The organism is Bacteroides sp. ET71, assembly GCF_023336905.1.
GTDB lineage: Bacteria > Bacteroidota > Bacteroidia > Bacteroidales > Bacteroidaceae > Bacteroides.
Map to the genome: position 1 here is coordinate 16332 of NZ_JAMBLS010000002.1, position 24586 is coordinate 40917.

The 24586-nt window shown below is 45.6% G+C and carries 41 protein-coding genes and 2 tRNA genes; 32 read left to right on the forward strand and 11 right to left on the reverse strand.

From position 1 onward, the window contains the following. Position 1 precedes the first annotated feature (1 nt). From M3090_RS01280 to serB, 4 genes are all read right to left on the reverse strand, one after another. Positions 2-553 carry an IbrB-like domain-containing protein gene (locus M3090_RS01280; RefSeq protein WP_249053600.1) on the reverse strand — a complete coding sequence of 184 codons (552 nt, stop codon included), beginning with the start codon at positions 551-553 and terminating at the stop codon, positions 2-4. Continuing rightward, entirely contained in the window at positions 550-1839 is a 1290-nt protein-coding gene (locus M3090_RS01285) for a DUF3440 domain-containing protein (protein ID WP_249053601.1), read from the reverse strand. The genes M3090_RS01280 and M3090_RS01285 overlap by 4 nt, the downstream gene beginning before the upstream one ends. After that, the gene (locus tag M3090_RS01290) at positions 1832-2236 is read right to left on the reverse strand and encodes a hypothetical protein (protein ID WP_249053602.1); all 405 of its coding nucleotides are present in this window, start codon (positions 2234-2236) and stop codon (positions 1832-1834) included. Before M3090_RS01290 ends, M3090_RS01285 begins: the two co-directional genes overlap by 8 nt. Positions 2237-2484: 248 nt before the next feature. Further along, positions 2485-3717: a phosphoserine phosphatase SerB gene (serB, locus tag M3090_RS01295; RefSeq protein WP_249053603.1), complete on the reverse strand. Its 1233-nt coding sequence runs from the start codon at positions 3715-3717 to the stop codon at positions 2485-2487. Positions 3718-4005: 288 nt separating this feature from the next. On the opposite strand from serB, the gene M3090_RS01300 reads away from it, so the two are divergent. The 5 genes from M3090_RS01300 (at position 4006) to M3090_RS01320 (ending at position 7160) form a co-directional block, all read left to right on the forward strand. Continuing rightward, the gene (locus M3090_RS01300; protein ID WP_249053604.1) at positions 4006-4524 is read left to right on the forward strand and encodes a thioredoxin-like domain-containing protein; all 519 of its coding nucleotides are present in this window, start codon (positions 4006-4008) and stop codon (positions 4522-4524) included. A gap of 106 nt (positions 4525-4630) precedes the next feature. Further along, positions 4631-4706 (forward strand) — tRNA-Gly (locus tag M3090_RS01305). 158 nt (positions 4707-4864) lie between these two features. Further along, the gene (locus M3090_RS01310) at positions 4865-6067 is read left to right on the forward strand and encodes a tyrosine-type recombinase/integrase (protein WP_249053605.1); all 1203 of its coding nucleotides are present in this window, start codon (positions 4865-4867) and stop codon (positions 6065-6067) included. A 277-nt stretch (positions 6068-6344) separates the two neighbouring features. Continuing rightward, positions 6345-6818, forward strand: coding sequence for an HU family DNA-binding protein (locus M3090_RS01315; RefSeq protein WP_249053606.1), 474 nt, complete (start codon positions 6345-6347; stop codon positions 6816-6818). Positions 6819-6956: 138 nt separating this feature from the next. Then, the gene (locus M3090_RS01320) at positions 6957-7160 is read left to right on the forward strand and encodes a DUF4248 domain-containing protein (protein WP_249053607.1); all 204 of its coding nucleotides are present in this window, start codon (positions 6957-6959) and stop codon (positions 7158-7160) included. A gap of 236 nt (positions 7161-7396) precedes the next feature. Here M3090_RS01320 and M3090_RS01325 read toward each other — a convergent pair whose 3' ends face one another. The 7 genes from M3090_RS01325 to M3090_RS01355 all read right to left on the reverse strand — a co-directional run bounded on the left by M3090_RS01325 (position 7397) and on the right by M3090_RS01355 (position 11479). Next, positions 7397-7795, reverse strand: a complete 399-nt coding sequence (locus M3090_RS01325) for a DUF6941 family protein (RefSeq protein WP_249053608.1) — start codon at positions 7793-7795, stop codon at positions 7397-7399. Further along, complete coding sequence (locus M3090_RS01330) at positions 7792-8244, reverse strand: hypothetical protein (RefSeq protein WP_249053609.1); 453 nt, start codon at positions 8242-8244, stop codon at positions 7792-7794. The genes M3090_RS01325 and M3090_RS01330 overlap by 4 nt, the downstream gene beginning before the upstream one ends. Continuing rightward, positions 8244-8672, reverse strand: coding sequence for a hypothetical protein (locus tag M3090_RS01335; protein WP_249053610.1), 429 nt, complete (start codon positions 8670-8672; stop codon positions 8244-8246). Before M3090_RS01335 ends, M3090_RS01330 begins: the two co-directional genes overlap by 1 nt. 361 nt (positions 8673-9033) lie before the next feature. Next, complete coding sequence (locus M3090_RS01340; RefSeq protein ID WP_249053611.1) at positions 9034-9738, reverse strand: hypothetical protein; 705 nt, start codon at positions 9736-9738, stop codon at positions 9034-9036. Next, on the reverse strand, positions 9735-10379 hold the full coding sequence (locus M3090_RS01345; RefSeq protein WP_249053612.1) for a hypothetical protein: 645 nt from the start codon (positions 10377-10379) through the stop codon (positions 9735-9737). The genes M3090_RS01340 and M3090_RS01345 overlap by 4 nt, the downstream gene beginning before the upstream one ends. 9 nt (positions 10380-10388) lie before the next feature. Then, entirely contained in the window at positions 10389-11117 is a 729-nt protein-coding gene (locus M3090_RS01350; protein WP_249053613.1) for a TIR domain-containing protein, read from the reverse strand. Next, positions 11117-11479 (reverse strand): helix-turn-helix domain-containing protein, encoded by a 363-nt coding sequence (locus M3090_RS01355; RefSeq protein WP_249053614.1) that lies wholly within the window; start codon positions 11477-11479, stop codon positions 11117-11119. Before M3090_RS01355 ends, M3090_RS01350 begins: the two co-directional genes overlap by 1 nt. A gap of 162 nt (positions 11480-11641) precedes the next feature. Here M3090_RS01355 and M3090_RS01360 point away from each other — a divergent pair, with 162 nt between their 5' ends. The 27 genes from M3090_RS01360 to M3090_RS01490 all read left to right on the forward strand — a co-directional run bounded on the left by M3090_RS01360 (position 11642) and on the right by M3090_RS01490 (position 24479). After that, a complete protein-coding gene (locus M3090_RS01360; RefSeq protein ID WP_249053615.1) occupies positions 11642-11878 on the forward strand; it encodes a hypothetical protein in 237 nt (78 codons plus the stop codon). Between the two features lie 19 nt (positions 11879-11897). Then, positions 11898-12125 (forward strand): hypothetical protein, encoded by a 228-nt coding sequence (locus tag M3090_RS01365; RefSeq protein WP_249053616.1) that lies wholly within the window; start codon positions 11898-11900, stop codon positions 12123-12125. 9 nt (positions 12126-12134) lie between these two features. Then, positions 12135-12884, forward strand: a complete 750-nt coding sequence (locus M3090_RS01370; protein ID WP_249053617.1) for a hypothetical protein — start codon at positions 12135-12137, stop codon at positions 12882-12884. Positions 12885-12970: 86 nt separating this feature from the next. Further along, positions 12971-13291, forward strand: coding sequence for a hypothetical protein (locus M3090_RS01375; RefSeq protein ID WP_249053618.1), 321 nt, complete (start codon positions 12971-12973; stop codon positions 13289-13291). A gap of 200 nt (positions 13292-13491) precedes the next feature. Further along, a complete protein-coding gene (locus M3090_RS01380) occupies positions 13492-13656 on the forward strand; it encodes a hypothetical protein (RefSeq protein WP_249053619.1) in 165 nt (54 codons plus the stop codon). A gap of 7 nt (positions 13657-13663) precedes the next feature. Further along, complete coding sequence (locus tag M3090_RS01385; RefSeq protein ID WP_249053620.1) at positions 13664-13876, forward strand: hypothetical protein; 213 nt, start codon at positions 13664-13666, stop codon at positions 13874-13876. Positions 13877-13888: 12 nt separating this feature from the next. Next, positions 13889-14022, forward strand: a tRNA-OTHER gene (locus tag M3090_RS01390). A gap of 413 nt (positions 14023-14435) precedes the next feature. Further along, the gene (locus M3090_RS01395) at positions 14436-14630 is read left to right on the forward strand and encodes a hypothetical protein (protein ID WP_249053621.1); all 195 of its coding nucleotides are present in this window, start codon (positions 14436-14438) and stop codon (positions 14628-14630) included. A 147-nt stretch (positions 14631-14777) separates the two neighbouring features. Next, the gene (locus tag M3090_RS01400) at positions 14778-15014 is read left to right on the forward strand and encodes a hypothetical protein (protein ID WP_249053622.1); all 237 of its coding nucleotides are present in this window, start codon (positions 14778-14780) and stop codon (positions 15012-15014) included. 27 nt (positions 15015-15041) lie between these two features. Further along, positions 15042-15236, forward strand: a complete 195-nt coding sequence (locus tag M3090_RS01405; protein WP_249053623.1) for a hypothetical protein — start codon at positions 15042-15044, stop codon at positions 15234-15236. Continuing rightward, complete coding sequence (locus tag M3090_RS01410; RefSeq protein ID WP_249053624.1) at positions 15226-15855, forward strand: ERF family protein; 630 nt, start codon at positions 15226-15228, stop codon at positions 15853-15855. Before M3090_RS01405 ends, M3090_RS01410 begins: the two co-directional genes overlap by 11 nt. Next, positions 15852-16472 carry a hypothetical protein gene (locus tag M3090_RS01415; RefSeq protein ID WP_249053625.1) on the forward strand — a complete coding sequence of 207 codons (621 nt, stop codon included), beginning with the start codon at positions 15852-15854 and terminating at the stop codon, positions 16470-16472. The genes M3090_RS01410 and M3090_RS01415 overlap by 4 nt, the downstream gene beginning before the upstream one ends. Positions 16473-16482: 10 nt before the next feature. After that, positions 16483-16917: a single-stranded DNA-binding protein gene (locus M3090_RS01420; protein ID WP_249053626.1), complete on the forward strand. Its 435-nt coding sequence runs from the start codon at positions 16483-16485 to the stop codon at positions 16915-16917. 8 nt (positions 16918-16925) lie between these two features. Beyond that, entirely contained in the window at positions 16926-17363 is a 438-nt protein-coding gene (locus M3090_RS01425; protein ID WP_249053627.1) for a hypothetical protein, read from the forward strand. Positions 17364-17368: 5 nt separating this feature from the next. Continuing rightward, a complete protein-coding gene (locus M3090_RS01430; protein ID WP_249053628.1) occupies positions 17369-17536 on the forward strand; it encodes a hypothetical protein in 168 nt (55 codons plus the stop codon). After that, positions 17521-17952, forward strand: coding sequence for a hypothetical protein (locus tag M3090_RS01435; protein ID WP_249053629.1), 432 nt, complete (start codon positions 17521-17523; stop codon positions 17950-17952). The genes M3090_RS01430 and M3090_RS01435 overlap by 16 nt, the downstream gene beginning before the upstream one ends. Next, on the forward strand, positions 17949-18686 hold the full coding sequence (locus M3090_RS01440) for a hypothetical protein (protein ID WP_249053630.1): 738 nt from the start codon (positions 17949-17951) through the stop codon (positions 18684-18686). The genes M3090_RS01435 and M3090_RS01440 overlap by 4 nt, the downstream gene beginning before the upstream one ends. A 444-nt stretch (positions 18687-19130) precedes the next feature. After that, on the forward strand, positions 19131-19607 hold the full coding sequence (locus tag M3090_RS01445) for a recombination protein NinG (RefSeq protein WP_249053631.1): 477 nt from the start codon (positions 19131-19133) through the stop codon (positions 19605-19607). Continuing rightward, on the forward strand, positions 19604-20779 hold the full coding sequence (locus tag M3090_RS01450) for a DEAD/DEAH box helicase (protein WP_249053632.1): 1176 nt from the start codon (positions 19604-19606) through the stop codon (positions 20777-20779). Before M3090_RS01445 ends, M3090_RS01450 begins: the two co-directional genes overlap by 4 nt. 7 nt (positions 20780-20786) lie before the next feature. Further along, the gene (locus M3090_RS01455) at positions 20787-21578 is read left to right on the forward strand and encodes a hypothetical protein (protein ID WP_249053633.1); all 792 of its coding nucleotides are present in this window, start codon (positions 20787-20789) and stop codon (positions 21576-21578) included. A gap of 1 nt (position 21579) precedes the next feature. Beyond that, positions 21580-22104, forward strand: a complete 525-nt coding sequence (locus M3090_RS01460; RefSeq protein WP_249053634.1) for a hypothetical protein — start codon at positions 21580-21582, stop codon at positions 22102-22104. Between the two features lie 50 nt (positions 22105-22154). Beyond that, entirely contained in the window at positions 22155-22328 is a 174-nt protein-coding gene (locus M3090_RS01465) for a hypothetical protein (protein ID WP_249053635.1), read from the forward strand. A gap of 53 nt (positions 22329-22381) precedes the next feature. Then, positions 22382-23305, forward strand: coding sequence for a radical SAM protein (locus M3090_RS01470; RefSeq protein WP_249053636.1), 924 nt, complete (start codon positions 22382-22384; stop codon positions 23303-23305). Beyond that, the gene (locus tag M3090_RS01475) at positions 23302-23700 is read left to right on the forward strand and encodes a hypothetical protein (protein WP_249053637.1); all 399 of its coding nucleotides are present in this window, start codon (positions 23302-23304) and stop codon (positions 23698-23700) included. Before M3090_RS01470 ends, M3090_RS01475 begins: the two co-directional genes overlap by 4 nt. Then, positions 23681-24022: a hypothetical protein gene (locus M3090_RS01480; protein WP_249053638.1), complete on the forward strand. Its 342-nt coding sequence runs from the start codon at positions 23681-23683 to the stop codon at positions 24020-24022. Before M3090_RS01475 ends, M3090_RS01480 begins: the two co-directional genes overlap by 20 nt. Further along, positions 24019-24294, forward strand: coding sequence for a hypothetical protein (locus M3090_RS01485; protein WP_249053639.1), 276 nt, complete (start codon positions 24019-24021; stop codon positions 24292-24294). The genes M3090_RS01480 and M3090_RS01485 overlap by 4 nt, the downstream gene beginning before the upstream one ends. Beyond that, positions 24291-24479: a hypothetical protein gene (locus M3090_RS01490; RefSeq protein ID WP_249053640.1), complete on the forward strand. Its 189-nt coding sequence runs from the start codon at positions 24291-24293 to the stop codon at positions 24477-24479. Before M3090_RS01485 ends, M3090_RS01490 begins: the two co-directional genes overlap by 4 nt. The last annotated feature ends 107 nt before the right edge of the window (positions 24480-24586 follow it).

The window sequence follows — 24586 nt, forward strand, 5'->3', positions numbered from 1 at the left end:
TTCAGCCTTCGTCAGCGTTGAACATATATTCTTCTTGCCTGTCGGGGATGGTAAAATCACGATTGGCAAACAGCTCTGCCAACCCGGATATCTGCTTTAGCCGGAGCAGTTCATCGCGGTCCATCCCGATATTCTTCATAATCCATTCATCGCTCATACCAGCCTTGTCCAACTCGGCGACGATGTTGCACATCAATTCTATGTTGTGCGTTCCTCTGGCCCGATTGTGCCGAATGGTGGAAGCCATCCGGTTGGATATGTCCTTGCGTATCACCACAATTGGCAACATGCCTTTTTCCCGCTCATAAATGCGCTTCGAGGTTTTCAACACACGATAGCGGTGGAAGCCATCCACTATGATATAGCGGTCTTTCTCTTCTTCATAATAGCAGACGCACGGCATGGTAAAACCGTCTTCCCAAATGGACAGTTCCAGTAAACGCATTTCAGGGGGAGCCACGACATTGGGATTATAATCGTTAGCAAAAACTTTTTCTACGGGCACGGCCTTTACTTCATATACCGGGCTCTTATATTCATCAGAATCGCTCATAGTTTCATATTCTTAAATTGTTCCATAATCTTGTCACGCCTGTAAGCTTCTTCTTTGGTGAGAGCAAAACCCATATACTTGCAAGCATGGTCGTTTTTCAAGATGCAAATGCACATCCGTTTGTAGGTGGGTATCTCTCTGAATTCAGGGATGTCAATATCGTCCAGATAAGCCATACGCACCGGACGCTTTGTTGTTTTGTAATTCGTATAGTTCATCACTTCAATGGGTATGCCGGCATCACGCAGTTTCTGGATAGTCGATTCGGCCAGACAGCCTCCCCGCGTACGCCAAAATTCCATGCTTACTGTCAGCTTGCGCAAGTAATTGCGCCGAGTCTTTTCTGGCAAGGTAGAGAGCAGAAATTGCATGAAACCTTTCCATGTGTATCCTTTGGGTAACCGGATGCTTTGCCAGCCCATAGCCCGTGTACCACCATAGATGCCGGTAAAGTTCACTCCGTTTACACGGCCTATCATCTTGCCCCAGGTGTTTGGGTCGATGGCCCGGTACAGACGGAGGCTGTCTTGGGCTTCGCACAAGAAAGGGCTGGCCACGCGCTGCCGTTCGATGCTGACTCCAGCCATATAATAGAGGTCGTATAAATGGTTATAGTCGAAGCCGAACTTTCCGTTGGCAGTCCACACATCTACCGTTTTCCAATCATAAATGGGATAGGCGTTGTAGACATCGTTGCCAATCTTCGAAGTCCAACGATAGTTGTGGTACATCTGGTATTTACGGTTGAGGTGAATACTGCGCCAGCGGTTAAAGCTTTCCTGCGTACGGATGCCTATGAGGAAACACGAACGGACGGCGTCGGTTTTCTGGTGAAGCCATTTGGCAAAGTACATCTGAAATTCATAGTCCCACATCTCGGAGGTGTAGAACGAGAAATCGTCTTTAGTCAAACATCTTTGGGGCATCTGCCGCACCCAGATGTCTTTCAAATCATCATCCCACGGACGCCAATAGCTCTGGTACATTGAGGTGCAAGTGGCCACTTTAAAAGGTACGCAGACGCGGTAAACCTCCAAGATATCCTTATTGGCTTCCAGAATACGGTCTACGAAATCAATGGTGTACTGATATTGCACTTCGTAATCCATGTGGAAGACATACAACTTACGCCCCGGATAATGACGCCGGATGTATGACATACAGAGGTTGAGCAACACACCACTGTCTTTCCCTCCGGAGAAAGAGACGCAGACGGTATCAAACTCGCGGAAAATGACGTCCAGCCGTTCCAAGGCCAGGTCGTAGACATTTTTAGGACTACTCATGCACAGGCTCCTTCCTCATTTTCACATAACGGGTCCAGGCTTTCTCCAATATAAAGCCCAGACGAGCGAAGACTTCTTCATCTTCGCGGAAGCTGACAGCAACCAGGCATTTATCTTGAAACACCTCTGACGCACGGGTCAACAAAAGGGCCAGCACATCTTGATCTTTACCCCGCACATAGTAATTGTTAATGACGGTCTCTCCCCGTTTGCACTCTACGGGGACAAAGCCTATCACTTCTTCCGTTTCGTCCAGTCCCACGAACCACTCGAAATGCGCGGACGTGCGAAAGGGGAAGTTATAATTTTGCTTCAGCACCACAGGATCCATCACCAGTGGAGCCACGAGGCGATAGAGTTCTTCCTCGGTGCCGTGCAGTTGCTTGATTTCTATCATATCCGGATTAATATAATGTATGTAATATAAACATATGCTTTCCGATAACGCTCACAAAGATACAAAAAAGCCCGCCAAGTTATACCCTTATCCGCGCAAAATCCGCCGAACCGCCGGCAAAGTCTTGCCCCAATACGAAAGATGAGCAGTTCCCAGCCAGACTGATGTGACACCACAGGTAATGACAGTTGCCTTGTCAGCACATCGGCCACTCCTCACTCTCGGAAGAAGCGAGGCTGTACCGCACTTCAGCGAGGCGCATCAATGTAAGAGTCCTTAAATCCTAAAAAGTAAAGCACACCGTCCAAGCCGATGGTATTGATGGACTGGCTGGCATTGGCCGCCACTTTAGGCTTGGCATGGAAGGCTATGCCCAAACCAGCCAGTCCCAACATGGGCAAATCGTTAGCACCATCGCCCACGGCAATGGTCTGCGCAATATCTACCTTCTCCACCTGGGCAATGAGACGCAGCAGCTCGGCCTTCCGTTTGCCGTCGACCACATCGCCCACATAACGTCCTGTCAGTTTACCGTCTACAATCTCCAGCTCATTGGCATAGACATAATCGATACCGTATTTCTTCTGCAAGTATTCACCGAAATAAGTGAATCCTCCGGACAAGATGGCAATCTTATAACCGTATTTCTTCAAGACATACATCAGACGGTCCACGCCTTCGGTGATGGGCAGATGTTCGGCAATATCTTGCATTACACTCACGTCCAACCCTTTGAGCAAAGCCACCCGCTCACGGAAACTTTCCGTGAAATCAATCTCACCGCGCATGGCCCGCTCGGTAATGGCCTTCACCTGCTCACCTACCCCGGCACGTATGGCCAACTCGTCAATGACCTCCGTCTCGATAAGAGTGGAATCCATATCAAAGCATATCAGCCGACGCATCCGGCGATACATGTTGTCTTGCTGAAAAGAAAAATCCATCTCCAACTCCGACGCCATCTTCATCAGTTGCGCCTGCATCTGCTCACGGTCTCGCGGTGTACCCCGGACAGAGAACTCAATGCAGGCCTTCGTCCTCGCCTCTGTCTCATTCAGAGGAATACGCCCGGTCAGTCGCTTAATGGCATCGATATTCATCCCCTGGTCAGCCAGGATGCGGGTAGCTGCGGCTATCTGCCGGGCCGAGAGCTTGCGCCCCAACAACGTCAGGATATAACGGTTCTTACCCTGCATACCCACCCATTCTTCATATTCGCCGGCACTAACCGGATAAAAACGAACGGATACACCCAACGAAGAAGCCTTAAACAGCAACTCTTTCATGATGAATCCCGAATGTTGCTCTTCCGTCTTACACAAGATGCCGAGCGAAAGCGTGCTGTGAATGTCTGCCTGGCCAATGTCCATGATGGTAGCTCCATACTTAGCCAAGATTTCCATGACCGAGGCGGTCAACCCAGGGCGGTCTTCGCCCGTGATACGGATGAGAATAAGTTCCGTGTTCTGCAATTCTTGCATGTCAATAGTTTTTTTAAAAGATGAATCGAACGCAAAAGTAAAGAAAAATCCCATACAGGAAGAAGCTAAGCTCCTTTTTTATGCTAAACAACATAAAAAACAGAGGTAAAAAACGCACTTTTTGACTTGTTTATTTGGAGAATTGTTTTATAAATGCGTACCTTTGCACCCGATTTCAAAAACTGAAGGCTTTGAATGTCAGCATCCAAAACCTGAAATAGCGAAAGTCCGGAAATGAAATCACCGCCACAAGCGGGTTCCGGATAGTATTAACCAAAACCGTATTGCATGAGACATGTAAAATGGATCTTTGTTGTATTGTTAATTAGTTTTTTGACATCTTTTGTAAACAAAGACAAACCCAACTGGGGGTTGAACGTGGGCGACACTGCACCGGACTTTTCCATCCGTACTCTTTCGCCCAACCAACACGAACAAAACCTTTCTGATTTGAAAGGGAAACGTGTATTATTAAGTTTCTGGGCCAGTTACGACGCATCGTCGCGCCTATGCAACGCCGCACTGAGCAACACCCTGCGCACCTCTGCTCCAGACAACGTTGAAATGGTTTCCATATCATTTGATGAATACGAATCCATCTTCCAGGAAACCATTCGCAAGGACCAGATAGCGACGTCGGCCTGCTTCGTAGAAACAGAAGGAGAATCTTCCAAACTTTACGAAGAATATCAATTGGAAAAAGGATTCACCAATTATTTATTAGACGAAAACGGCATTATCTTGGCCAAAGACTTGTCAGTCGACGAACTGACCGCTTATTTAGCCCCTGCTCCTGCTCTGAATTAAAGAGTTATCAATTTTACTATGAAATAATGCTGCAAAGTCTTGCGTTTTTCAAAACAAATTCATTACCTTTGCACACGTTTTCATAGTATAGAGTTTAAATTTGGCTGCGGCAATAGCTCAGTTGGTAGAGCATCAGCTTCCCAAGCTGAGGGTCACGAGTTCGAACCTCGCTTGCCGCTCCATTGAAAATCAGGCACTTAGGAAATATTCCAAGTGCCTTTTTTACATTTATCTTGCGTATAAAAGCGAAATAAGCTACATTTGGGGACATTAAACCACATAAAAACGGGTCAAATATCGGGTCAAATATGACCTAATGCCCTTAACAAAAGAGATAAGTATGAAAGCAAAGATAGCATTGGATACGCGAAGATGCAAGAAAGATGGGAAATTTCCAGTAGTCATCGAAGTAAGGAATCAAGATAAGATAAGAATTTCTACACCTTATTCATCCATTCCTGAAAACTGGGATGGATCACAGTTCAATAAGAATGAAAGCAATTTCAAAAGGAAAAACATCATTTTGCAGGATTTACTTAACCGAACAGAACGCTATCTGTTAAGTTTGGACGAGAGCCAAAAGGGTATATCCGATAAGGAAATGAGAAAGATTCTATCCGAAATCATATCCGGAAAAGAGCCGGATGATCATAGAATGACATTTATCGAATGTTTGGACGAATTTATTGCCCATAAAGATAAGCCAGGAACAAAGACTGTTTATACAACGACTCGAAACAAGATATTGACTTTCGATAAAGATTGTACTTTTGAATCCATAAACAAAGACTGGTTGATGCGTTTTGAGCAATGGATGAAAGAATGTGGTATGAAAACAAATGCGTATGCCATTCACCTGCGCAACATCAGGGCTGTATTCAACTATGCCATAGACGAAGACTACACCACGCTCTACCCTTTCCGGCGTTTCTCCATCAAGAAGGAAGAGACCAGAAAGCGAAGTCTTACCGTAGAACAACTCCGGACATTGCGCGATTACCCTTGTGAGGATTATCAGATTAAATACAGAGACCTTTTCATGCTCATGTTCTACTTCATCGGCATCAATGCGGCCGACCTGTTCCTTGCCCGAAAGAAAGACGTTGTGAACGGCCGCTTGGAATATAAGAGAGCTAAAACCGGAAAACTATACTCCATCCTCATACAACCGGAAGCGAAAGCCATCATTAACCGTTATGCAGGAACCGGCGAATACCTGCTGAATGTGATGGATGAATATAAGAACTACAAAGACTTCCTGCATCGAATGAACATAGGCCTGCAGCAGATTGGAGCCATGGAACGTGTGGGACGCGGTGGCAAGAAAGTCCGAGAGCCTTTGTTCCCGGATATTTCATCATATTGGAGTCGCCACACCTGGGCTACCATCGCAGCACAACTGGACACGCCCAAGGATATTATATCCGAAGCCTTGGGACACGAATACGGCAGCTCCACCACCTCCATATACATCAACTTCAACCGCGAGAAGGTAGATGAAGCAAATAGAAGGGTGATAGATTTATTAAATCAACAATTATAAATCATTAATCAGGCTACACATTCTTTCTAATTTCGTCTTAAAATTATTATAATCTTACTACCTTTGCAGCGTCCAGCATAAAACAAAGCTAAGAGCACTCCATGCACATGGAAAGAAGGCGCCGAAAAGCGTTTTGACGTCTTCTTTCCCTTTTTTATTCCACTTTACGCACATTAAGCCCTCCTTATGCCCACCAACAGACTTCGCCAAACGTAGCGACCGTATCTTTGCGCGCAGCGAAAACAATCGAGTACAAACCTTTAAAAAAACAAGAAGTATGAGTGTAAACTATTCATTAGCCTACATGAGCAGTGAACCGGGCAATCCGGATGCTCCCAAGAAGTATTACGCCAAGATGCAGGCCAGTGGCGTAGTGACAATGGATGAGATAGCCGAAGACATCAGTTATGCAACCACCCTGACAGACGGCGATGTGCTGAACGCCCTGCGAGCCTTGATAAAGCAGGTTAACAAGCACTTGGCCGCAGGAAAAATCGTTCGCTTGGAAAATTTCGGTACTTTCCAGCTCCAATTGCATAGCGAGGGAACGGAGACGGAAAAAGAGTTTACCGCGTCCAATATTACAGATGTCAGTATCCAGTTCCGTCCGGGCAACCCTATCAAGGCAGCCACACGCGCAGGAAATGGTGGATTGGAGTTCAAGCGAGTGGCCAAACTGGGAGAAACACTTCCTGATGACGAGACAAGCGATGAAGACAATGAAGACAGCGGACAAGGAACCTTCGGATAAACCTCCGCAGCAGGATTGACTAATTACCTGTACGTAAATGCTGAATTACCCATAGGTAAATGCAAAACTACCTACGGGTAATTTTTTGTCCCTGCAAACGAGGGCGGAATCAAATGTAAACCGTATATTTGCACATGTATGGGAGCAATTTATCTTAGCGAACTGGCGCAAGCCTATTTTCCGAAGTCGACGCCACGGAGCGCGGTCGCGCAACTGCGCCGGTGGATTGTGCTCAACACGGAGCTTTGCACGCGGCTGGAAGAACTTCATTTCAAACCACGGCAGAGGGCGCTCACGCCGTTGCAGCATGAGGCTATCTTGAGGTTTCTGGGGGAGCCGTAGCATGCAGAAATAAGAGCGACAATATGTCGCTCTCTCGTTATTTACTTGGATAATATTATCCATTACTTTCATCTCCTGCAAAGACTGATAATCAGAAAATTTTAGATATCAGTATAATCATAGATATGCTTATTCATAACTTATCTCCTTTGGGTTTAATATTATCACGAAACCTTGATTGCGCAAAGAAGTGCTACTCACAAACTGAATTGAAATATTTGAAGAAAGAAAGAATTTTATTTCATATCTTCCACTTTCACCACATGCAAATCAGATTCCCAAACCTTATCATCCACTTTCAGCGTCACGACATAAGTCCCGTCTGACGGAATGGGTATATTATTGCCTTTCACAACAACATTTATAATGGCATCCTTGCCTTTTGTATTGGTCGTGTCGGCTGTCATTTGTCCGGGTGGCATGATATACACATTTTCATCGTTCTTTTTAACGGAAAAATCTATCTTGTGTACGCCTTTCTCATTTTCGCTAAACACCACTCTTGCAACCAAGGCGAATTCGGGGTGCAATGTCGGAAATTCCTTGGCGTAGATACTGTTGAACGTGCCAACTATAATCAGTTTACCACCATATTCTTGTGCGCTGTCACACAAGGTAAAAATATCTACTTTCATATTAATTTATTCTCTATTTGTCTGTTACCACTATGCGCTGAATATCCAAGCAACCTGTCATATACGGAAAAAGGCGTTTTAATCTTCCCTATTGTCCGTATGTTAGTTTCTATAAGACTGGCACCATGTCTGCCACTTTGTCCCTCCTTTACGATAGGTTTCAAGCTGTCCCTCTTCGTATCGGCATAAAGACGGATTGCATCGCCTTGTATTCTGTCCCCAACATTTCCATGGACCCCCAATCCAATCCTTATTTGTTGCTCTTCTTCTGTCAGATTCAAACTTTCCGTCACTTCCACACTGCAATTACGATCCAATTCATACAGAACCATATTTTTGTTGGTTATCGGGTCTTTGCGCAGGCCTCCTTTCTTGAACTCCATTCTTCGGGCTGAAACGGAACATTTCTTTCCCTCCACCATTTCGCCCTCTCTGATAAACTCTGTCATTACTTTTCCGTTAAACTTTTACGAATGGAATTGCCGCTGAAAGAAAACAGATCTGCCATGTCATCCACATCCTTAACGTCTTTCAAATAAGGACACAGCGATATTGCAACTTCTATGTCATTCATATCGGCTTCTTCGTTATTAGACACCACATAATCATCTTCATGCTCATCTATTTCTTTATCAAACTCTTCATCGGTTATCTCTTTGTCAAGAAGCTGATTATATAGTCTAAAATAATTCCTTTCCCGTGTACGGTTATTCACCGCCCTTATAAGTAGCTGGCTCATGCGATCCATTGATGTTACCATATTGACCGCCTTATTGTCTGCAACACCCACAAAAGCCGTGTGGACACCATCGCTCATGGTGACCATTTTAATGCTTTCGCTGTCTATCACAGACAATGAGCTTCTAAAATTATCCATAATCTATATGCAATTAATAATATAATGTAATACAAATATAGTGCAAAACCATTTCTTACACATGACTTCGCACTATAAAAATGGTTAATGAGTGGTTAGCGCCATTGTTTCATTCTTCTGCGACATGCACGAGAAGCATCCGGTTGCTGCCCAAAATCCTTGGAGGTACCACATTCACGATACTGCTGTACCTGTCGCTCTCGCCATGCTTAAGCTGAAAAGTAGCGGATTTCATATTAACACACTCCTAACCTGATCCGGGGATTGTTGAAAAGCCAAAGCCAGCACAGCAATGATGGGTTTGGCGATTCTGCACCAATTCTCTTTCATTCCTTAACCTCCTCGCAAAATTGTATGGATTTTATTTAACTTGTACTCTCTCTGCTTCGCCCGTCCACTTGTCGATGACCAAAAGCTTGCTAACCACGTATCTTCCGTTCTGGATGTACAAGAAGAATAACGCTAAAGCTAAAATAGCAATAATTATCTTGATTACTTTATATGGATTAATTTTAGTGCGAGTACATTCATTCTTTCTCGAATTGTAATTTGATTCATCGAAATATAAAGATTTTATACTTTCATTCTTTTGCTTTTCAATAGATTCTTTGCCAATCGGATTGCTTTCAATCAGTTTCCCATCTATATCTAATACAAATGGAAATTTCGTTTTATCATTCCCAAGTCCATTTTGTTTGAAAAGACTAACACGATGTAGCAAGTTTGATAGCAATAAACTTTGAGTATTCTCAGATTTGTTTTTAGATACCACATTAAACGAACTAAATTCTTTTCTGAAAAAATTATATGCGATACTACATTCTTTTTGACTCAAGCAACAATTAGTTATGCGAATACTATTAATCTTATTTTCAGAGTTTATGTTAAAGAATAAATCCATATTGGGCAAATTACTGAAAGAGATTTTCTTTATATATAACCCAGATTTTGTTTCTTCTTGATCATAGTTGCGGAGAATGTGTTTTGCATAACTTATATCGGCCATTAATGGGATATCATACACACGTATAGCTCCAATATCAGATATCGATAATATACTTTTCATATTGACTTTCTTCTATCTTCTAATTCAACAAATTTATCTCTTTGTTCTTGAGTAAACTCTTTAGAATTACTTTCCATTATTTCATTTATGGCACCATAAAAACTTGCCTCATCACCAATATTTTTAAATTCTGATGGGTTCGTGGAATTCAAACATACAGTCATGTTCTTTAAAACCGTATTTATATTTTCATGGACTTGATTGTCGCATCTGGTAAAATGCAAAATAGAAGAAACAAACACTCTATATGCCCGCATATAATTAACAGAATCACTATTTCCTCCAAGCATCGCAAAACCCTGGACGAAATCTGTAATTCCCATAGTATATTCTTCTGTTTGAATTCTTTTACTTTCTAAATCTATAAAAGACAATCTGATATCTTCCCGCATAGTTTTATTCTTCTTTACGGAATCAGATATCTTCTTATTTAAATCAAGAGCATTATAGATATTCCAACCTATCAACAATGCCACAAGTAATGATAATACTCCAACAATCACCCCTATATAATCAAAACCTGGTTCATCCTCGCTTATTAATCTTGGGCAAGTATTGCACAAAGCAACAATGCTAAATATTACAGCAATAATTGTCAATATTATAGAGAAACAAACATGAGCATACAAATTATTCTTCATATTAATAAACTACACAGGAATTCCAGCATTTTTAATTTCCTTCAATAAGCTAAATTTCCAATTATCATCGAAAGGAACATATAACACCCCGTCAATATCTGATGGCTTTTCTACTTTGTTTTTGCATAAAGCGCACACATTTCCTCTTCCTAATTTAGCCACAAAATAACCAAATTCAAATATTACATTTTGCCTTGCCCTTCCATTTAAATCATCCCGATTACTCCCACCAACATCGTCAGGAGAAAGCAATATTATAGCAAAGTTTACATCGCTATACTCTTCGAATTTTTCTATTACAGTTCTTCCACCATTAGGGCACTCATTTAATATTATAGGTTCCAATTTTAATTCTGAAGAAATATATTGAGCAACAGTTAATCTCATCATTTCATCATGACCATGTACAATAAAAACTTTTTTATTAGGAATGTTGCCTTTTGTATTCTTATCCATTCTTTCTATCCTATTTATTAAAACATTAAAAGATGATTTTATCGATTTGAAATTGTCATACAACACATAACCATTTCCGCTATTATTTACAGAATTAAAAATCTTTAGATAAGGGTCTTCTGGGGGAATTCCATTGCCATCAAAGAGAACTAAAGCAGCAGAATGCCAATTAAGATAAGCGTCAATAACATTTCTCATATTAGGATCTTGTTGTTGAATAAGACTTTCATAATAGTTCATCAGTCTTTTCACTTCTTCTATTTTTGATTGTAAATCTTTCATCACTTAATCTCCGTCATAGAAACCAACTTATCAATGATACAATCCCGCTGCTTGTAGTTAGAAATAAGCTCACGACAAAGTTCATATAACTCACTACTCTTTTCTAATGGCTTCATTTCCTTCAACCTGCGATTTTCTTCCTTCAGGGCTTTAATTTCATCATTCTCATTTGGTGTTTCACCAAAAAACACACCTACACGCACATTTAACAGCGACGCTATTTTTTCTAAGTCAGTGGCTTGAATCTTATTATTATTGATACATCGATGCAAGTTTGCTTCGCTCATATTAATGTCTTTAGCCAATCCTTTTAGCCCACCTTCTCGATTTTCACACATCTTTTTAATAATCTGTAAATCCATATCAATCAAATATTTAAATTTATACAACTAAAAAATATGCAAATCGAATCAAAAATAATGGCTAAAAAATTTGCAAGCCACTATACTTTTTAATAGCTTTGCACCATAAAGTTAGCAATAAACTTTAATCATCCCTAAGAAACGAAGTAAAATAAAGTAATAATGAATAAGAAAGACAATACGATGTACAACCTGATGAATAACCTGAAAGCCCTGCGTCCATTACTTCCGCAAGGATACATCAAGACCATTGCAGCAAAGACTGGAGACTGCGAGGCAACTGTCAGCAATGCCCTACAAGGAAGATCACGCCGCTATGACATCATCAACTGTGCCATAGAACTGGCTTTAGAAAACAAAGCCATATTGGAAAAGTTGGACAAAGTGGTCAATGCATAGAATTGTAAACTAAGGAAACATGAAAAAGAAAAGATACATATTCAACGAAAACGGGTGGAAGCTAAAACGGGTGGACATCATACAATATAGACCGTGGGAATCTTCGGCTATGACCATCGACGTGCGCAAACTCATAGAGATGACAGATGAGGAATTACTAAGGTATAAAGCTGTCGGCCCGGTATCGCTGAAGAAAATCAATGAAGCAAGAAAAGTATTGAAGGAATTATTGTTTGAAATTAAATAAATAGAAATTATGGAAGAGAACAGAATTAATGTAGTAGTTCCCAAGGACTACAATGGGAAGCCTATCGAAGTTGTTTTGAGACAAGGAGTAGCACCGGAATTAGTACCGGAGAAGGCACCTAAATTGATAAAGAAATCCGGATCTATAGACGCGCCATTTCGTTGGTTGGAAAAGCGCATTGATACGATTGACCAAAAGAAATGCAACATTGCCGTTTCACGACGCATGATGAGCATTCATCTGTCTATAGATGAGGAAAATTTCTATAGCCACGAGATTACAGGCTTGCTAGAGCTTTCAGAAGAAGTAAAAAGGCTGAAAATCAATGGTTCCGAATGGGATAGGAATGAACTGGCCAGAATCTTAGCCATTAGCAAAAGATTCTTCTGCGATGAAAACGAATTCGCACAAATAATCCAAGCACTTGAATCCACTGAAATACAGTCGAAAAGAAACTCCAATAATACCAAAAATAATAGATCTCGGGAGAATAGAAGTTCCGAATCCATAGAAATCAACACTCCCGAATCGTTCAAGCTTGTGATTCCTGTATTGCAAGGGTATGAAAAAAAGAAAATAACAGTTTCCATATACGTTAATTTAACGACCTCCCAATACACCAATGATTTTGAGGCAAAATTCGTTCTCCTATCAGAGGATGTATATAGATATATTGACGAGGTAAGGGATAAACTGATAGACGAACAGGTAGGCCTCCTCCGCAACCTGGCTCCGAAAGTTCCCATTATTGAGATATAACAATAAATAAGGAGGAACACCGACCGAAATGCTTGTAGCCGCTCAAGGCTCAGAAATGAATAAGATTGAAATAAAAACGTATGAACATGGAAGCAACGACACCGGAATACCAGTCCATCGAAGAGCAGGCCGCGAAGAAGGAATTCATCTTCATCAATGGGAAACCTTGGCCATGGAACTGCTACTTGTGGAAAGGAAGGGAAGAAAGAAGGCTTCCCCTCCGCATGTACCCGAAGGAACTCTACCTCTACATCAGATACGAACTGTGTAGGGCGTTCCAGTCAGTTCGCAATTCTCTATCCGTGTGGCTTCGCTCGCTACGATGTTCTGGATACAACTCCTCCAATAATCACAGCAGCAAGACGGATGAGCCTTCAAACAAGGACGATAATTGGGACCAAGGGTGATGGTAAACTTTGTGCGCTTGTGGCACACCGGACATTCCAAGGAGCTTAGGTACTCCTCAAGTTTTTGGGCATTAATGCTATTCATATCGCTATCAAGTTTTTGTTTCACACCACAAAGATAGCGAAATCCCGGAGAAAAGCGTGAGCGGCTGGATCGAATCGGCCTCCGGGAACCAATATAAACTTAAAAACGAAACGATATGAAACTCTACATCTACCCCATCGTCAGCCTCGTGATGCTCATCGCCAGCCGGCTGATTTCACATTATGTCCCGTACGAAGCATGGAGCATCGCACTGTATGTGCTGGGATTCATTCCGTTGGGAATATATGCCTGGAAATGTGATAAACTCTCTAAAAACTGATAGAATTATGGCAAGACAACGGATTATAGGAAAGATACAACCGATTCCGAAGGTGTGGCTCAGCAAGAAGGAACTGGCCGCCTATCTGGGAGTGACTACGAGATATATCGAGATGAACATCAACACCAATCCTAAAGTGGACATATACAGGCCCAGCGAGCGGATAGTGTTGTACAACAAGGAGAATATCGACCAGATCGTACGCAGGTCGAAAATATAAAAAACTTATACCTTCCCCTTAGCTCAGCGGAAGAGCATCGCGCCAGCCACATAATGATGTGTGAATAAGCATAACTCTCGAAAGGTTGGATCAGGATAACACCCACAGCGCGAAGGGCGGCAGTTCGAATCTGCCAGGGGAAACCATTAATCGATCTTTGACATATTGAGAGTCCGAATGACTGGCAATCAGAAGGACTATAAACTGGGATTCCCCCTTTACCGAAGAGCGAAACGAAGTACCGACGAAGTAGCTGAAGGGGCATGTGAAAAGAGGCCGGACAAAGGAGCGAAACACACCGGTCAAATCACATGTAAAAAAATGACTTATATTATTCCGAGTGAGCGTAGGCCGCTTATGAACACACCTTAACTGGATGGCACTCACTTAATATACCATCCCCGCCCGGCCACGAGCCTGCCCTTTGATGTGGAGGCGGGGAACAAACCCTAACCACGTTTTTGTCATATATATTTTGTGTTAGACATGTTAATTGCCCCGTCCGGTCCGTGAGGATAGGACGGATTTTCATACAGAAACAATCAAAACCTACATAGACATGAAACCCAAGTTCAAAGTCACCGGCTACCAGGTAGTACGGTCTGACAAGCAGCGCGACACCATCACGCTGTTCAATCCTATTACGATAGACGATATAGAATCCTATCGCAATAAGCTGAAAGGCTACTATGAAGGATGCAAGTATGTGAACCTTAATTACGTTCTTATTCATGCAGGGGAGGATGAACGATGAAAAGATTCAGATTATTAGCAGCCATTTCCCTCTTCCTGATGGCAACCAGCATGATTCTATCGGAATGTGGGATGGAATTTTCAAGCCTCGTTTGCTTAGTGTCCTCGCTCGTGCCCATCGGAGTTTACTGTTACCTGCTCGACCGCCATGAGAGAAAAGCTAAATAACTTGTACGCTGAGATGGAGGCGGTGAAGGCTTCCACATTGGAATATCTCCCCGATTATGGATATTCTTCCAAAGAAGAGATAATGCAGCTCATTGAGGAAGATATACGTGAACTGGAAGAAGAAATCAAGGAATCATCCTTTGACTACTTCGATGATGAGCTGGAACAGGAACGCCGCACACTCTGCCTGTCGCAAGGGCTGGCGCGCTGGTGCTGAAACGAAATTAATCCTAAATAATGAATTATGAATGAACTGGAAGAAATGAAACGCCTGGCCGACGAAATCGTGGCCGAGGGCGAAGCCTTCTGCCGACGCATGAAGGAGCACGACCACCGCATGGAGCGGGAGCATCGCGAGATGATGCGGATGATTGACACCGCCGCAGGGAATTACAGTAGAGTGAACGAACAACTAAACACCATCAGACATGGACACTGAAATTAAGAAGAACCTGTACGAGAAGATACAGCTTGTTTCCAACGAGATTAAGAACATCGAAAAGAACATGACTGTGGGCAAGGGCAATTATGCTTACAAAGCCGTTCAGGACATTGATGTGACACTTGAAGTGAAGCAGGCCGAAGCCAAGTATCGCCTTGTGAGTATCCCAATAAAGCAGGAGCTTGTCAAGTCCGAAATCGTCCGAGTGGTGAAGGACGGAGGTGGAGAAGCCATCCAGTATATGGACATTGTGAAGATGACCCTACGCATCGTCAACCTCGACAATACGGCTGAGTTTGTGGACGTGGAAAGCTTTGGGCGCGGACTTGACCCTGGAGATAAAGGCTTTGGGAAGGCATCAACCTATGCGCGGAAATACGCTTTGCTTAACGCTTATAAGATTGCCACGGGCGAAGACCCGGACGACACCAAGAGCAAGGAGCAGACACCCGTCACGGTGGATGAAGTGAAGGATGCCGTCATCAATTACATGATGACTGATAGCGCTTTCACGCAGAACATTCTGTCCTACTTCAACGTTGGCAGCACCGATGACATGAACGCCAAGCAGTTCCAGTTGGCCTACAACAACCTCAAGAAGAAAGGAAAGTTATGACAGAGACCATGTACATAGGTAGCGGGGACGTACATGCGCTGATGAGCGGCAAGAGCACCAAGAGCCACGCCGCTCTGATGCAACGCTTCGTAAGCGGCGTGAAGCCACGCTACAACGCCTTCGCCAGTCCCATAGATGCCTTGCGCACCGGTGCCATACTCGAAGACCGCTACCTGCTGACCCTGCCCGACAACTACTTTCCGCAGTATGTCGTGCAGAGCGAGGAAATGGACGTGTTCAAATGCAGCATTGACTTCGCCCGCATCGAGAAAGGCCGGGTTACGGACTTCGACGAGCTTAAGACACTCTCCTTCATGGACTATCTGGAAGCTATCGAACCCATACGGGACGACAACGCAGCCCTGCTGGAGTATGTTCGCCGGAAGCACAAGGCTTATTACTATCAAGTGCAAGAACAACTCTACTGTACAGGACTGCGGGAATGTAACCTTGTATTCCTCAGTGTCACCACCTACGATGACGAAGAGAACCGCCACCGCGACATCCTTCCGAACGACTATTGCAAAATACGCATCGGTCGTGACGAACAGGCCATAGCCGAAATAAAAGACCGGGGAAGGATATTCCAACAGATAAAAGACTATTACACCAATTAAATTATTACCTATGAGCAAATCCCTCAACCAAGCCATCCTGATAGGCCACGTAGGAAAAGACCCCGACGTGCGCACGCTGGACGGAGGCATCAAGGTGGCCACATTCTCCCTCGCCACCAGCACCGGAGGCTACAAGAAGCAAGACGGCACCGACGTGCCCGAGCGTACCCAGTGGCACAACATCGTCTGCTGGCGCTCCCTGGCCGACCTGTGCGAGAAGTTCGTCCGCAAGGGCGACCGCCTCACCATCCTCGGCACCATCGGCTACCGCGAGTACGAGAAAGACGGCCAGAAGCGGTACGCCACCGACATCATCGCCTACGACCTGCTGTTGTCCGGCAAGGCGGATAACCCCAATGCACGCCCGCCGGTGACCGCCGCCGACGCGCCCGTGCAGTCCGACTTCCCGCCCATGCCGCCGCAGGGTGGCGATTTACCCTTCTGATAAGAGCCATGCTGTTCAACCTACAGAACGAGTACGACGTGCCCAAGTTCAAGCAGTACGTCAACAAGCTCTTCAAGGAGCGCGCCGTGGTCGAGGTCAAACGCAAGAACCCGGCGCGCACCCTGGCGCAGAACTCCTACCTGCACCTGCTCCTGGGATACTTCGGCACGCAATACGGTTGCTCCTTGGATGAAGCCAAGTTGGATTACTACAAGCGTACATGCAACCGCGACCTCTTCGAGCGCAAGGCCACGAACAAGTTGGGAAAGGAAGTGACCTACCTGCGAAGCTCGGCCGAGCTGACCACCGCCGAGATGTCCCTCAGCATCGACCGCTTCCGCAACTGGTCGGCGTCAGTGGCGGGCATCTACCTGCCCGCCGCAAACGAACAACAGATGCTCGTCTACGCACAGCAGGAGATTGAAAGAAACCGTGAATTTATCTGACCCCAATGGACGTATGCAAGACCGACCTGGCCCAAGCCGCCCGCCTCCTTCGTGAAGCGGCAGCATACACCGCCGCCCACGCCACGGGCGCGAAGATGGCCGATAAGGCTAGGCAGATGATAAAACTTAGTAAGAAACTACAAAAGAAAATAGAACAATGGAACAACACTTAGCCCAAGACATCAACGAGAAAGACCGTTGGCAGTTCCTCTGCGACAATGCCGACGCGGTCGAGAAAATCGGCTACACACATCGCTTCACGCCCGAAGAACTGGCGCAGAAGAAAGAATCGCTGGCCGAAGTATCGATACAAATCAACGACATTGAGCTGGAGAAGAAAGAGGTGATGGACAACTTCAAGGAACGCCTCAAACCGCTCAATGAAGAAAAATCCGAACTACTGGACCACATTAAGAAAGGTTCGGAGTTCCGCGACGATGAGGAGTGCGCAAAGATACTCTACCACGACGAGCGCATGGCCGGATTCTACAACCGGCTTGGCGAACTGGTCTACAGCCGCCCCATCATGCCGCAGGAAATGCAGAAGACAATGTTTAGTATTAACCGTAAAACAGGAACAGAATCATGAGTGAAAACAAATTGAACGTGGTGGTGCCGCGCGATTACAACGGCACGCCCATCGAAATCATCCTCCGCGAAGGCAAAGCAGCCGAACAGATTCCCAACCACGAACCATTGTCCGTGTCAATCGACGGGACAATAGACACCCCGCTGCGTTGGTTGGAAAAGAAAGTGGAACTTATCGACCAGAAGAAAGCCTACATCTCCGTCAGCCGCGACGACATGAGCATCGCACTCGTGGATAAAGAAAATGACTACTATTCCAACAACATTGCCGGAGGGCTGGAGGCGTCCAAGGAAATGAAGGCATTCGGAATCAACGCCGACAAGCGTTGGGAACCCATCAAACTAAGCCGGTTCTTCAAGATGCACCGCGCCTTCTTCAAGGACAAGACCGAGAATATGACGCTTGTCTCCACCTTGAAGAACTTCAAGGCCAAGGTAACGCAGGACATTGAACGCAGCAAGGAAGAGAATGGAAGCAAGACCGACAACTATTCTCAGGTGGTCGATTCCAATCTGCCGAAATCATTCAAACTAAACATCCCTCTTTTCAAAGGCTTTGCCTGCGAAGAAATCGAGGTCGAGATTTACGCGGATGTGGACGGTCGGGATGTGTCCCTTTCTTTGGTTTCTGCTGGTGCGAATGAAACCATTGAGGAATATAAGAACCGCGTGATAGACGAGCAGATAGAAGCCATCAAGGTGGTTGCGCCCGACATCGCGATTATTGAAGTATAACTGGCAGCCCGGAAAGACGGGCATTGGGTATCGTGGCGGAATTGGTTAGACGCTGACAACTCTTAGTAGACTTGGTTACGATGTTATGAAAACGGGGCATCAATGTAAAACGTTAATACCGTTCTACGCATAAGACGTGAAGATTGCCAGGCATTGCAGGTTCGAGTCCTGCCGATACTATATTAAATGGAGGGTAATTCATATTACCCTCCATAAATGTTTTACACTTCTTCAACGCTTTCATTGATATAGTCACCTATTAAACCGTGATTTGTCATATAAGTTCTGATTTCAGTCCTGTACGCAATTTCAAAAGCGTACCCTGATAGATTTGCACTTATTGCTCTTATTAAGCAATATGTTTTACCATTGTGTGTAAATGTTATGCGATAATTTTTCATTGGAAATAAGATTTTAAATAATGGAACAGCAAATATAGGAAATATGCCTTATTATATAAAACGCAAACTAAAGAAAAAGGACAAGCCTCTGCCGTTATTCGACAAGGCAGGAGTAAAAATCAAGAAGAAGCCGGATTTAGTGGCCAAGCTCGATAAAGTTTTCAGCCGCTATATCCGGCTTCGTGATTGTATGCCGAACGGGTATTTCCGCTGCATCTCGTGCGGCCAGATAAAGCCATACGGACAAGCGGACTGCGGGCATTATCACTCGCGCCGCCACATGGCGACACGCTTTGACGAGGACAACGCCCATGCCGAATGTAGAGCTTGTAACAGATTCAAGGCTGACCACATGATAGGCTACCGTGATAACCTTATCGCCAAAATCGGCCAGAAACGCTTCGACCGCCTGGCATGGAAAGCCGCACAGACAAAGAAGTGGACGGACTTTGAATTAATTGAACTCACGAAGTATTACAAGGCTTTGGGAGACAAACTGAGCAAGGAGAAAGGACTATGACCTACCAACTACGCGATTACCAACAGAAGGCCAGCGACGCCGCCATCCGCTTCTTTGCCGACCGGAAGAGCAAGAAGAACGCCATCATGGTATTGCCCACAGGAAGCGGAAAGTCGCTTATTATAGCCGACATCGCCGCAAGGCTGGACGGACACGTGCTCGTGTTCCAGCCCTCGAAAGAAATCTTGGAACAAAATTACAAGAAACTATGTTCCTACGGTGTGCTGGACTGCTCCATCTACTCCGCATCCATGGGTAAAAAAGAGGTGTCGCGCATCACCTTCGCAACGATAGGCAGCGTGAAGAACCACCCGGAACTGTTCCAGCACTTCCAGTATATCATCATTGACGAGTGCCACCTGGTCAACCCCAAGGAAGGCATGTATAGGGATTTCCTCTCGATGCTGAGAGGTAAGGTGCTCGGACTCACGGCAACCCCTTACAGGCTGAGTTCAAACCGCGACTTCGGGGCGATGCTGAAATTCATCACCCGCACAAGGCCGTGCGTCTTTTCCGATGTCATCTACCAAGTGCAGATAAGCACCCTACTTGACATGGGCTATCTGGCCAAGCTGAGGTATTTCCACCTTCCGCCGCCCTGCTGGGACAGCCGTAATCTACAAGTAAACACCACCGGGGCCGACTACACCGACCGTTCCGTCATTCAGGAATACGAACGGGTAGACCTTTACGGCTGGCTGGTGCAGATAGTCACCCGGCTGCTTCACAACACAAAGACGGGCATCCGGCGTAAAGGCATCCTCGTCTTTACCCGCTTCCTAAAAGAAGCCGAACAGCTTACAAGGAGTATCCCTGGAACGGCCATCGTCAGCGGCGATACCCCCAAGGCCACCCGCGAGATGATATTGAAACAGTTCAAGTCCGGAGAAATTCCGGTGGTGGCCAACGTAGGCGTTCTAACGACCGGATTTGATTACCCGGAACTTGATACCATCGTCATGGCACGCCCCACGATGTCCCTCGCCTTGTGGTATCAGATAGTAGGCCGCGCCATCCGTCCCCACCCCGGCAAGGAAGAAGGCTGGATAGTGGATTTGGCCGGGAACCTTCCCCGGTTCGGCGAAGTCAGGGACTTGCGCCTTGTCGACGGCGGTAACGGCAAGTGGGCCGTGTGGAGTAAGGGGAGGCAGCTTACCAACGTATATTTCTAAAAGAATCATGGATTACTATATACCTATTAGCAGACGGCTATTTGAGCACCAGCTGTGGTGCGAAGAGCGCGTATTTTCGAGGTTCGAAGCATGGCTCGACATCCTTCAGAGCGCACGATTTGAGGACACGAAGCAACTTATCGGCAATAGGTTGATTGAAGTCAAGCGCGGACAGATGCTTGTTTCATTGCGGTTTTTAGCCGGTCGTTGGCAGTGGTCCACAAAGAAGGTGAACGCCTTCCTTGACCTACTGATACAGGACAAAATGATAACCAAGGAAACACCAAAGGAAACAGGACAAACCGTCTTAACTATCTGTAATTATGATAAATACAACCCGCAAAGGGAAGAAGAGGAAACGCCAAGGAAACAGAAAGGAAACACCTTGGAAACACCAAGGAAACAGGAAGGAAACAAAAATAATAAAGAAAAGAAAGAAAAGAAAGACAATAGAGGGAGTGTGGACGCGGCTCACGCCGCTACGCTCGCCCGGAAGAAGGATTTCTATCAATCACTCGTTCCTTTTCTTGGCCAATACCCCAAAGAGATGCTCCGTGAGTTCTTCGACTACTGGTCGGAGATGAACAGAAGCCAAACTAAAATGCGCTACGAACAAGAAACCACGTGGGAAACCGCCCGGCGGCTTTCCACATGGGCCAAACGTGAAAACCAGTATGAAAACCATCGGAACCCTTATCCAAGTAAGCAGGAAGCCAACGACTACGCCCTCCACGCCTTGCAAGAACGCATGGAGCAACGCCGTAGCGGCCTTCAAGACGAGCTACCCAAGCCCTTCTGACGTGCAGCGTGCCTACAACCCAGTACATTGGGGATACACCGCCAACAACCCGCAGAAAGCCTACCAGGCCGCGTGCCCCACGCTGATGGAGTACGATTTTGCCTACGGGCATGGAGAAGCCGCCAACTGGATAGACATCCAAGTCTCCGCCCTCTTCGGCGCAAGCTCCAAGGCCGACAAGGCGTTAGCCGACAGCATCGGAATCTTCGCCAACACCTTTGCCGCCGAGGTGCGGACATACAAGCTCAGCGAACTCATGCTGTTCTTCGCCCGCTACAAGGCCGGGGTGTATGACAACAGTTATGCCACCTTCGACACCCGCAGGATAGGCAACGCCTTCTTCAAGGAGTTCCTTCCCCAACGCGCCGCCGAACTGGCCGCCATCGAACGCGACCGTGCCACCGAGGCATACCTGAAAAGCCGGGAACTGCCGGAAGGTTACACTGTGCCAGAAGGTTACAATCCTTACACTTGGTACCAGGAGCGCGTCCGGCTCGGGGAAATCAAGTCTTACGGAAACTTATGAACCGCTTTCAGCAGCTTACGAAATATTCCGCGCCATACAACAGACCGAAGATGAAGAAACAACCATCCAAACCAACCCGTGACATCACCATACCCGTCAGATGCCGGGACTGCGTCAACGCATTGGAGTTCATCGAGAACTCATGCTACTGCAAGGCGATGGGAAGGAGGACGTGTGCCTGCCGGAGATACGGACGTGTATGCGAACATTTTCAGAAGAAATAGTATTTTCATTCCCGCCCCGAAAGGTCAGCGGGATTTTTTATACCCATACCACAATGAATATCGCACTGCTCCCCGTAGACAGCACCTACCCCAACCTCGCCCTGATGAAACTGTCCGCCTGGCACAAGAAGCATGGCGACACCGTGCAATGGTACAACTCGCTTGACCGTTACGACAAGGTGTATATGACCAAGGTTTTCACCTTCACGCCCGACTATGGCTATTATATCAACGCCGACGAAGTGGAGAAGGGTGGAACCGGATACGACCTTCACAAAACACTACCCCAATCGATAGACCGCATCCAGCCCGACTACTCCATTTACCCGCAGATAGACGACAAGACCGCCTATGGCTTCCTTACTCGTGGATGCCCCAACCGCTGCAAGTGGTGCGTGGTGCCGAAGAAAGAAGGAAAGATTGCCCCATACATGGACGTGGACGAGATAGCCGTTAGTGGCCGCACCAATCTCATCCTAATGGACAACAACATCCTTGCCTCCGACTACGGATTGGCACAAGTCGAAAAAATCGTCCGACGAAAGTATCATGTGGATTTCAACCAAGGACTTGACGCACGGTTGGTGACGGACAACATCGCCAAACTGCTTGCCAAGGTTAAATGGATAAAGCGCATCCGCTTCGGTTGCGACACTCCCCAACAGATAGCCGAATGTGAACGTGCAACAGCCCTTATTGACAAATATGGATACAGGGGCGAATACTTCTTCTATTGCATCTTGTTGGATGATTTTAATGAGTCATTCAACCGAGTAAACCATTGGAGGAGCAAGGGCAGAAGATTCCTTCCTCATGCCCAGCCTTACCGCGATGTGAACAATCCTCACCAAATCATTCCGCAATGGCAGAAGGATCTGGCTGGCTGGGCTGACAAGAAATGGATTTTCCGCACCTGCGAGTTCAAAGACTTCGAACCGAGGAAAGGATTTAAATGTAAACAATATTTTGAACAATGAAACCAAAGAAACATTTTATCGACCGCGCCCAAACCAACGGTTCAATAGACCGCCTGAACCAGCTTCTTTCAGCCAGTCACATCCTGCTGTGCGAAGCCAACGGGCTATTGGAAGAAGCCGCAGACCTCATGAAACGAAACGGTCTTCTGCTGGGCGAATTGAAACAACTTCACAACCAGTTCACCAATTCTGCCGACCGCTACTTCCGGGAGTTCGCCTCCATGGTGACTACCGAAGAGCAGAAGATGGACATGTTTAGTGATATGGATGGCTTCGATGAATGGTTTAGGAAGTGGGCCAAGCTACCCCGAGAATGGAAGCCTTCGGAATTAAGAGCGACTAAGAGCGAATTTAAGAACGAAAATAATAGCGACTATGACAAGAGAACAGATTGAAAAGGCGGCTGGTGAATATTCCGGAAGCGTATTGGGATTTAAAGACAATCCCGTAGTAATGGCTAATCATAAGGCTTTTATGGATGGTGCCGAGTGGCGCATCAACTCCGTGTGGCACGATGCAAGCGAAGAGCCGGAACAGGAAGATGAACCTATTTTGGTGGAATACGAAGATTGGGGAATTGAATGTTCGGATTATACTGTATGCGATGACATTTGGGATTATCGTACCAGATTGAAGCGCGATGGTGCTTGTTGTACAATTTTACGATGGGCGTATATAAAAGACTTGATACCCGAAAGAAAGGAGGGAACGGAATGAAAACAGCAGAGCAATTTAGGGAACAGGCAATTAAACTTAATTTGCATTATTGGGAGCATCATACTTGCGCTATTTGCGGAGAACCGGTCGGGTATTATTTCTTTACATGTCCGAATTATGAAGTTATCTTTGACAGCGGTTGCGGATGCAGTTTTGGAAGTAATCCACGTCCATCAAGTTGGGAGGATGTCGCAGAGTTTTATAACATGCAAACAAGCCTTGATGTTATCAATAAAATGGATGAATTTTGGAAATGGGAGGAAACGGAATGAGTTACGATATGGATATGTGCGATGCTATGACCCATGACAACGGCTATTGCCCTCTGAGCGAGCAATGCAAGCGGTTTATCTTGGGGCAGAAAGCGTTGTTGGAGGATTATTACCCGATATATTGGATTGAGCCTTGTTATGAGGGCGGGAAATGCGAACTGTTTATAGAAGTAAAGGAGGACTGAATAATGACAGTACAGGAATTGATTGACGAACTTATGAAAGTGGAAGATAAGTCGAAAGAAGTAGAAATTTACACTACATGCGGAACTGATTACGAGGAAGTGGTGCA

Excerpts from the sequence above, each read along its gene's own strand:
- M3090_RS01280 (WP_249053600.1), bottom strand. The coding sequence starts at position 553 with ATGAGCGATTCTGATGAATATAAGAGCCCGGTATATGAAGTAAAGGCC.
- M3090_RS01285 (WP_249053601.1), bottom strand. The coding sequence starts at position 1,839 with ATGAGTAGTCCTAAAAATGTCTACGACCTGGCCTTGGAACGGCTGGAC.
- M3090_RS01290 (WP_249053602.1), bottom strand. The coding sequence starts at position 2,236 with ATGATAGAAATCAAGCAACTGCACGGCACCGAGGAAGAACTCTATCGC.
- serB (WP_249053603.1), bottom strand. The coding sequence starts at position 3,717 with ATGCAAGAATTGCAGAACACGGAACTTATTCTCATCCGTATCACGGGC.
- M3090_RS01300 (WP_249053604.1), top strand. The coding sequence starts at position 4,006 with ATGAGACATGTAAAATGGATCTTTGTTGTATTGTTAATTAGTTTTTTG.
- M3090_RS01310 (WP_249053605.1), top strand. The coding sequence starts at position 4,865 with ATGAAAGCAAAGATAGCATTGGATACGCGAAGATGCAAGAAAGATGGG.
- M3090_RS01315 (WP_249053606.1), top strand. The coding sequence starts at position 6,345 with ATGAGTGTAAACTATTCATTAGCCTACATGAGCAGTGAACCGGGCAAT.
- M3090_RS01320 (WP_249053607.1), top strand. The coding sequence starts at position 6,957 with ATGGGAGCAATTTATCTTAGCGAACTGGCGCAAGCCTATTTTCCGAAG.
- M3090_RS01325 (WP_249053608.1), bottom strand. The coding sequence starts at position 7,795 with ATGAAAGTAGATATTTTTACCTTGTGTGACAGCGCACAAGAATATGGT.
- M3090_RS01330 (WP_249053609.1), bottom strand. The coding sequence starts at position 8,244 with ATGACAGAGTTTATCAGAGAGGGCGAAATGGTGGAGGGAAAGAAATGT.
- M3090_RS01335 (WP_249053610.1), bottom strand. The coding sequence starts at position 8,672 with ATGGATAATTTTAGAAGCTCATTGTCTGTGATAGACAGCGAAAGCATT.
- M3090_RS01340 (WP_249053611.1), bottom strand. The coding sequence starts at position 9,738 with ATGAAAAGTATATTATCGATATCTGATATTGGAGCTATACGTGTGTAT.
- M3090_RS01345 (WP_249053612.1), bottom strand. The coding sequence starts at position 10,379 with ATGAAGAATAATTTGTATGCTCATGTTTGTTTCTCTATAATATTGACA.
- M3090_RS01350 (WP_249053613.1), bottom strand. The coding sequence starts at position 11,117 with ATGAAAGATTTACAATCAAAAATAGAAGAAGTGAAAAGACTGATGAAC.
- M3090_RS01355 (WP_249053614.1), bottom strand. The coding sequence starts at position 11,479 with ATGGATTTACAGATTATTAAAAAGATGTGTGAAAATCGAGAAGGTGGG.
- M3090_RS01360 (WP_249053615.1), top strand. The coding sequence starts at position 11,642 with ATGAATAAGAAAGACAATACGATGTACAACCTGATGAATAACCTGAAA.
- M3090_RS01365 (WP_249053616.1), top strand. The coding sequence starts at position 11,898 with ATGAAAAAGAAAAGATACATATTCAACGAAAACGGGTGGAAGCTAAAA.
- M3090_RS01370 (WP_249053617.1), top strand. The coding sequence starts at position 12,135 with ATGGAAGAGAACAGAATTAATGTAGTAGTTCCCAAGGACTACAATGGG.
- M3090_RS01375 (WP_249053618.1), top strand. The coding sequence starts at position 12,971 with ATGGAAGCAACGACACCGGAATACCAGTCCATCGAAGAGCAGGCCGCG.
- M3090_RS01380 (WP_249053619.1), top strand. The coding sequence starts at position 13,492 with ATGAAACTCTACATCTACCCCATCGTCAGCCTCGTGATGCTCATCGCC.
- M3090_RS01385 (WP_249053620.1), top strand. The coding sequence starts at position 13,664 with ATGGCAAGACAACGGATTATAGGAAAGATACAACCGATTCCGAAGGTG.
- M3090_RS01395 (WP_249053621.1), top strand. The coding sequence starts at position 14,436 with ATGAAACCCAAGTTCAAAGTCACCGGCTACCAGGTAGTACGGTCTGAC.
- M3090_RS01400 (WP_249053622.1), top strand. The coding sequence starts at position 14,778 with ATGAGAGAAAAGCTAAATAACTTGTACGCTGAGATGGAGGCGGTGAAG.
- M3090_RS01405 (WP_249053623.1), top strand. The coding sequence starts at position 15,042 with ATGAATGAACTGGAAGAAATGAAACGCCTGGCCGACGAAATCGTGGCC.
- M3090_RS01410 (WP_249053624.1), top strand. The coding sequence starts at position 15,226 with ATGGACACTGAAATTAAGAAGAACCTGTACGAGAAGATACAGCTTGTT.
- M3090_RS01415 (WP_249053625.1), top strand. The coding sequence starts at position 15,852 with ATGACAGAGACCATGTACATAGGTAGCGGGGACGTACATGCGCTGATG.
- M3090_RS01420 (WP_249053626.1), top strand. The coding sequence starts at position 16,483 with ATGAGCAAATCCCTCAACCAAGCCATCCTGATAGGCCACGTAGGAAAA.
- M3090_RS01425 (WP_249053627.1), top strand. The coding sequence starts at position 16,926 with ATGCTGTTCAACCTACAGAACGAGTACGACGTGCCCAAGTTCAAGCAG.
- M3090_RS01430 (WP_249053628.1), top strand. The coding sequence starts at position 17,369 with ATGGACGTATGCAAGACCGACCTGGCCCAAGCCGCCCGCCTCCTTCGT.
- M3090_RS01435 (WP_249053629.1), top strand. The coding sequence starts at position 17,521 with ATGGAACAACACTTAGCCCAAGACATCAACGAGAAAGACCGTTGGCAG.
- M3090_RS01440 (WP_249053630.1), top strand. The coding sequence starts at position 17,949 with ATGAGTGAAAACAAATTGAACGTGGTGGTGCCGCGCGATTACAACGGC.
- M3090_RS01445 (WP_249053631.1), top strand. The coding sequence starts at position 19,131 with ATGCCTTATTATATAAAACGCAAACTAAAGAAAAAGGACAAGCCTCTG.
- M3090_RS01450 (WP_249053632.1), top strand. The coding sequence starts at position 19,604 with ATGACCTACCAACTACGCGATTACCAACAGAAGGCCAGCGACGCCGCC.
- M3090_RS01455 (WP_249053633.1), top strand. The coding sequence starts at position 20,787 with ATGGATTACTATATACCTATTAGCAGACGGCTATTTGAGCACCAGCTG.
- M3090_RS01465 (WP_249053635.1), top strand. The coding sequence starts at position 22,155 with ATGAAGAAACAACCATCCAAACCAACCCGTGACATCACCATACCCGTC.
- M3090_RS01470 (WP_249053636.1), top strand. The coding sequence starts at position 22,382 with ATGAATATCGCACTGCTCCCCGTAGACAGCACCTACCCCAACCTCGCC.
- M3090_RS01475 (WP_249053637.1), top strand. The coding sequence starts at position 23,302 with ATGAAACCAAAGAAACATTTTATCGACCGCGCCCAAACCAACGGTTCA.
- M3090_RS01480 (WP_249053638.1), top strand. The coding sequence starts at position 23,681 with ATGACAAGAGAACAGATTGAAAAGGCGGCTGGTGAATATTCCGGAAGC.
- M3090_RS01485 (WP_249053639.1), top strand. The coding sequence starts at position 24,019 with ATGAAAACAGCAGAGCAATTTAGGGAACAGGCAATTAAACTTAATTTG.
- M3090_RS01490 (WP_249053640.1), top strand. The coding sequence starts at position 24,291 with ATGAGTTACGATATGGATATGTGCGATGCTATGACCCATGACAACGGC.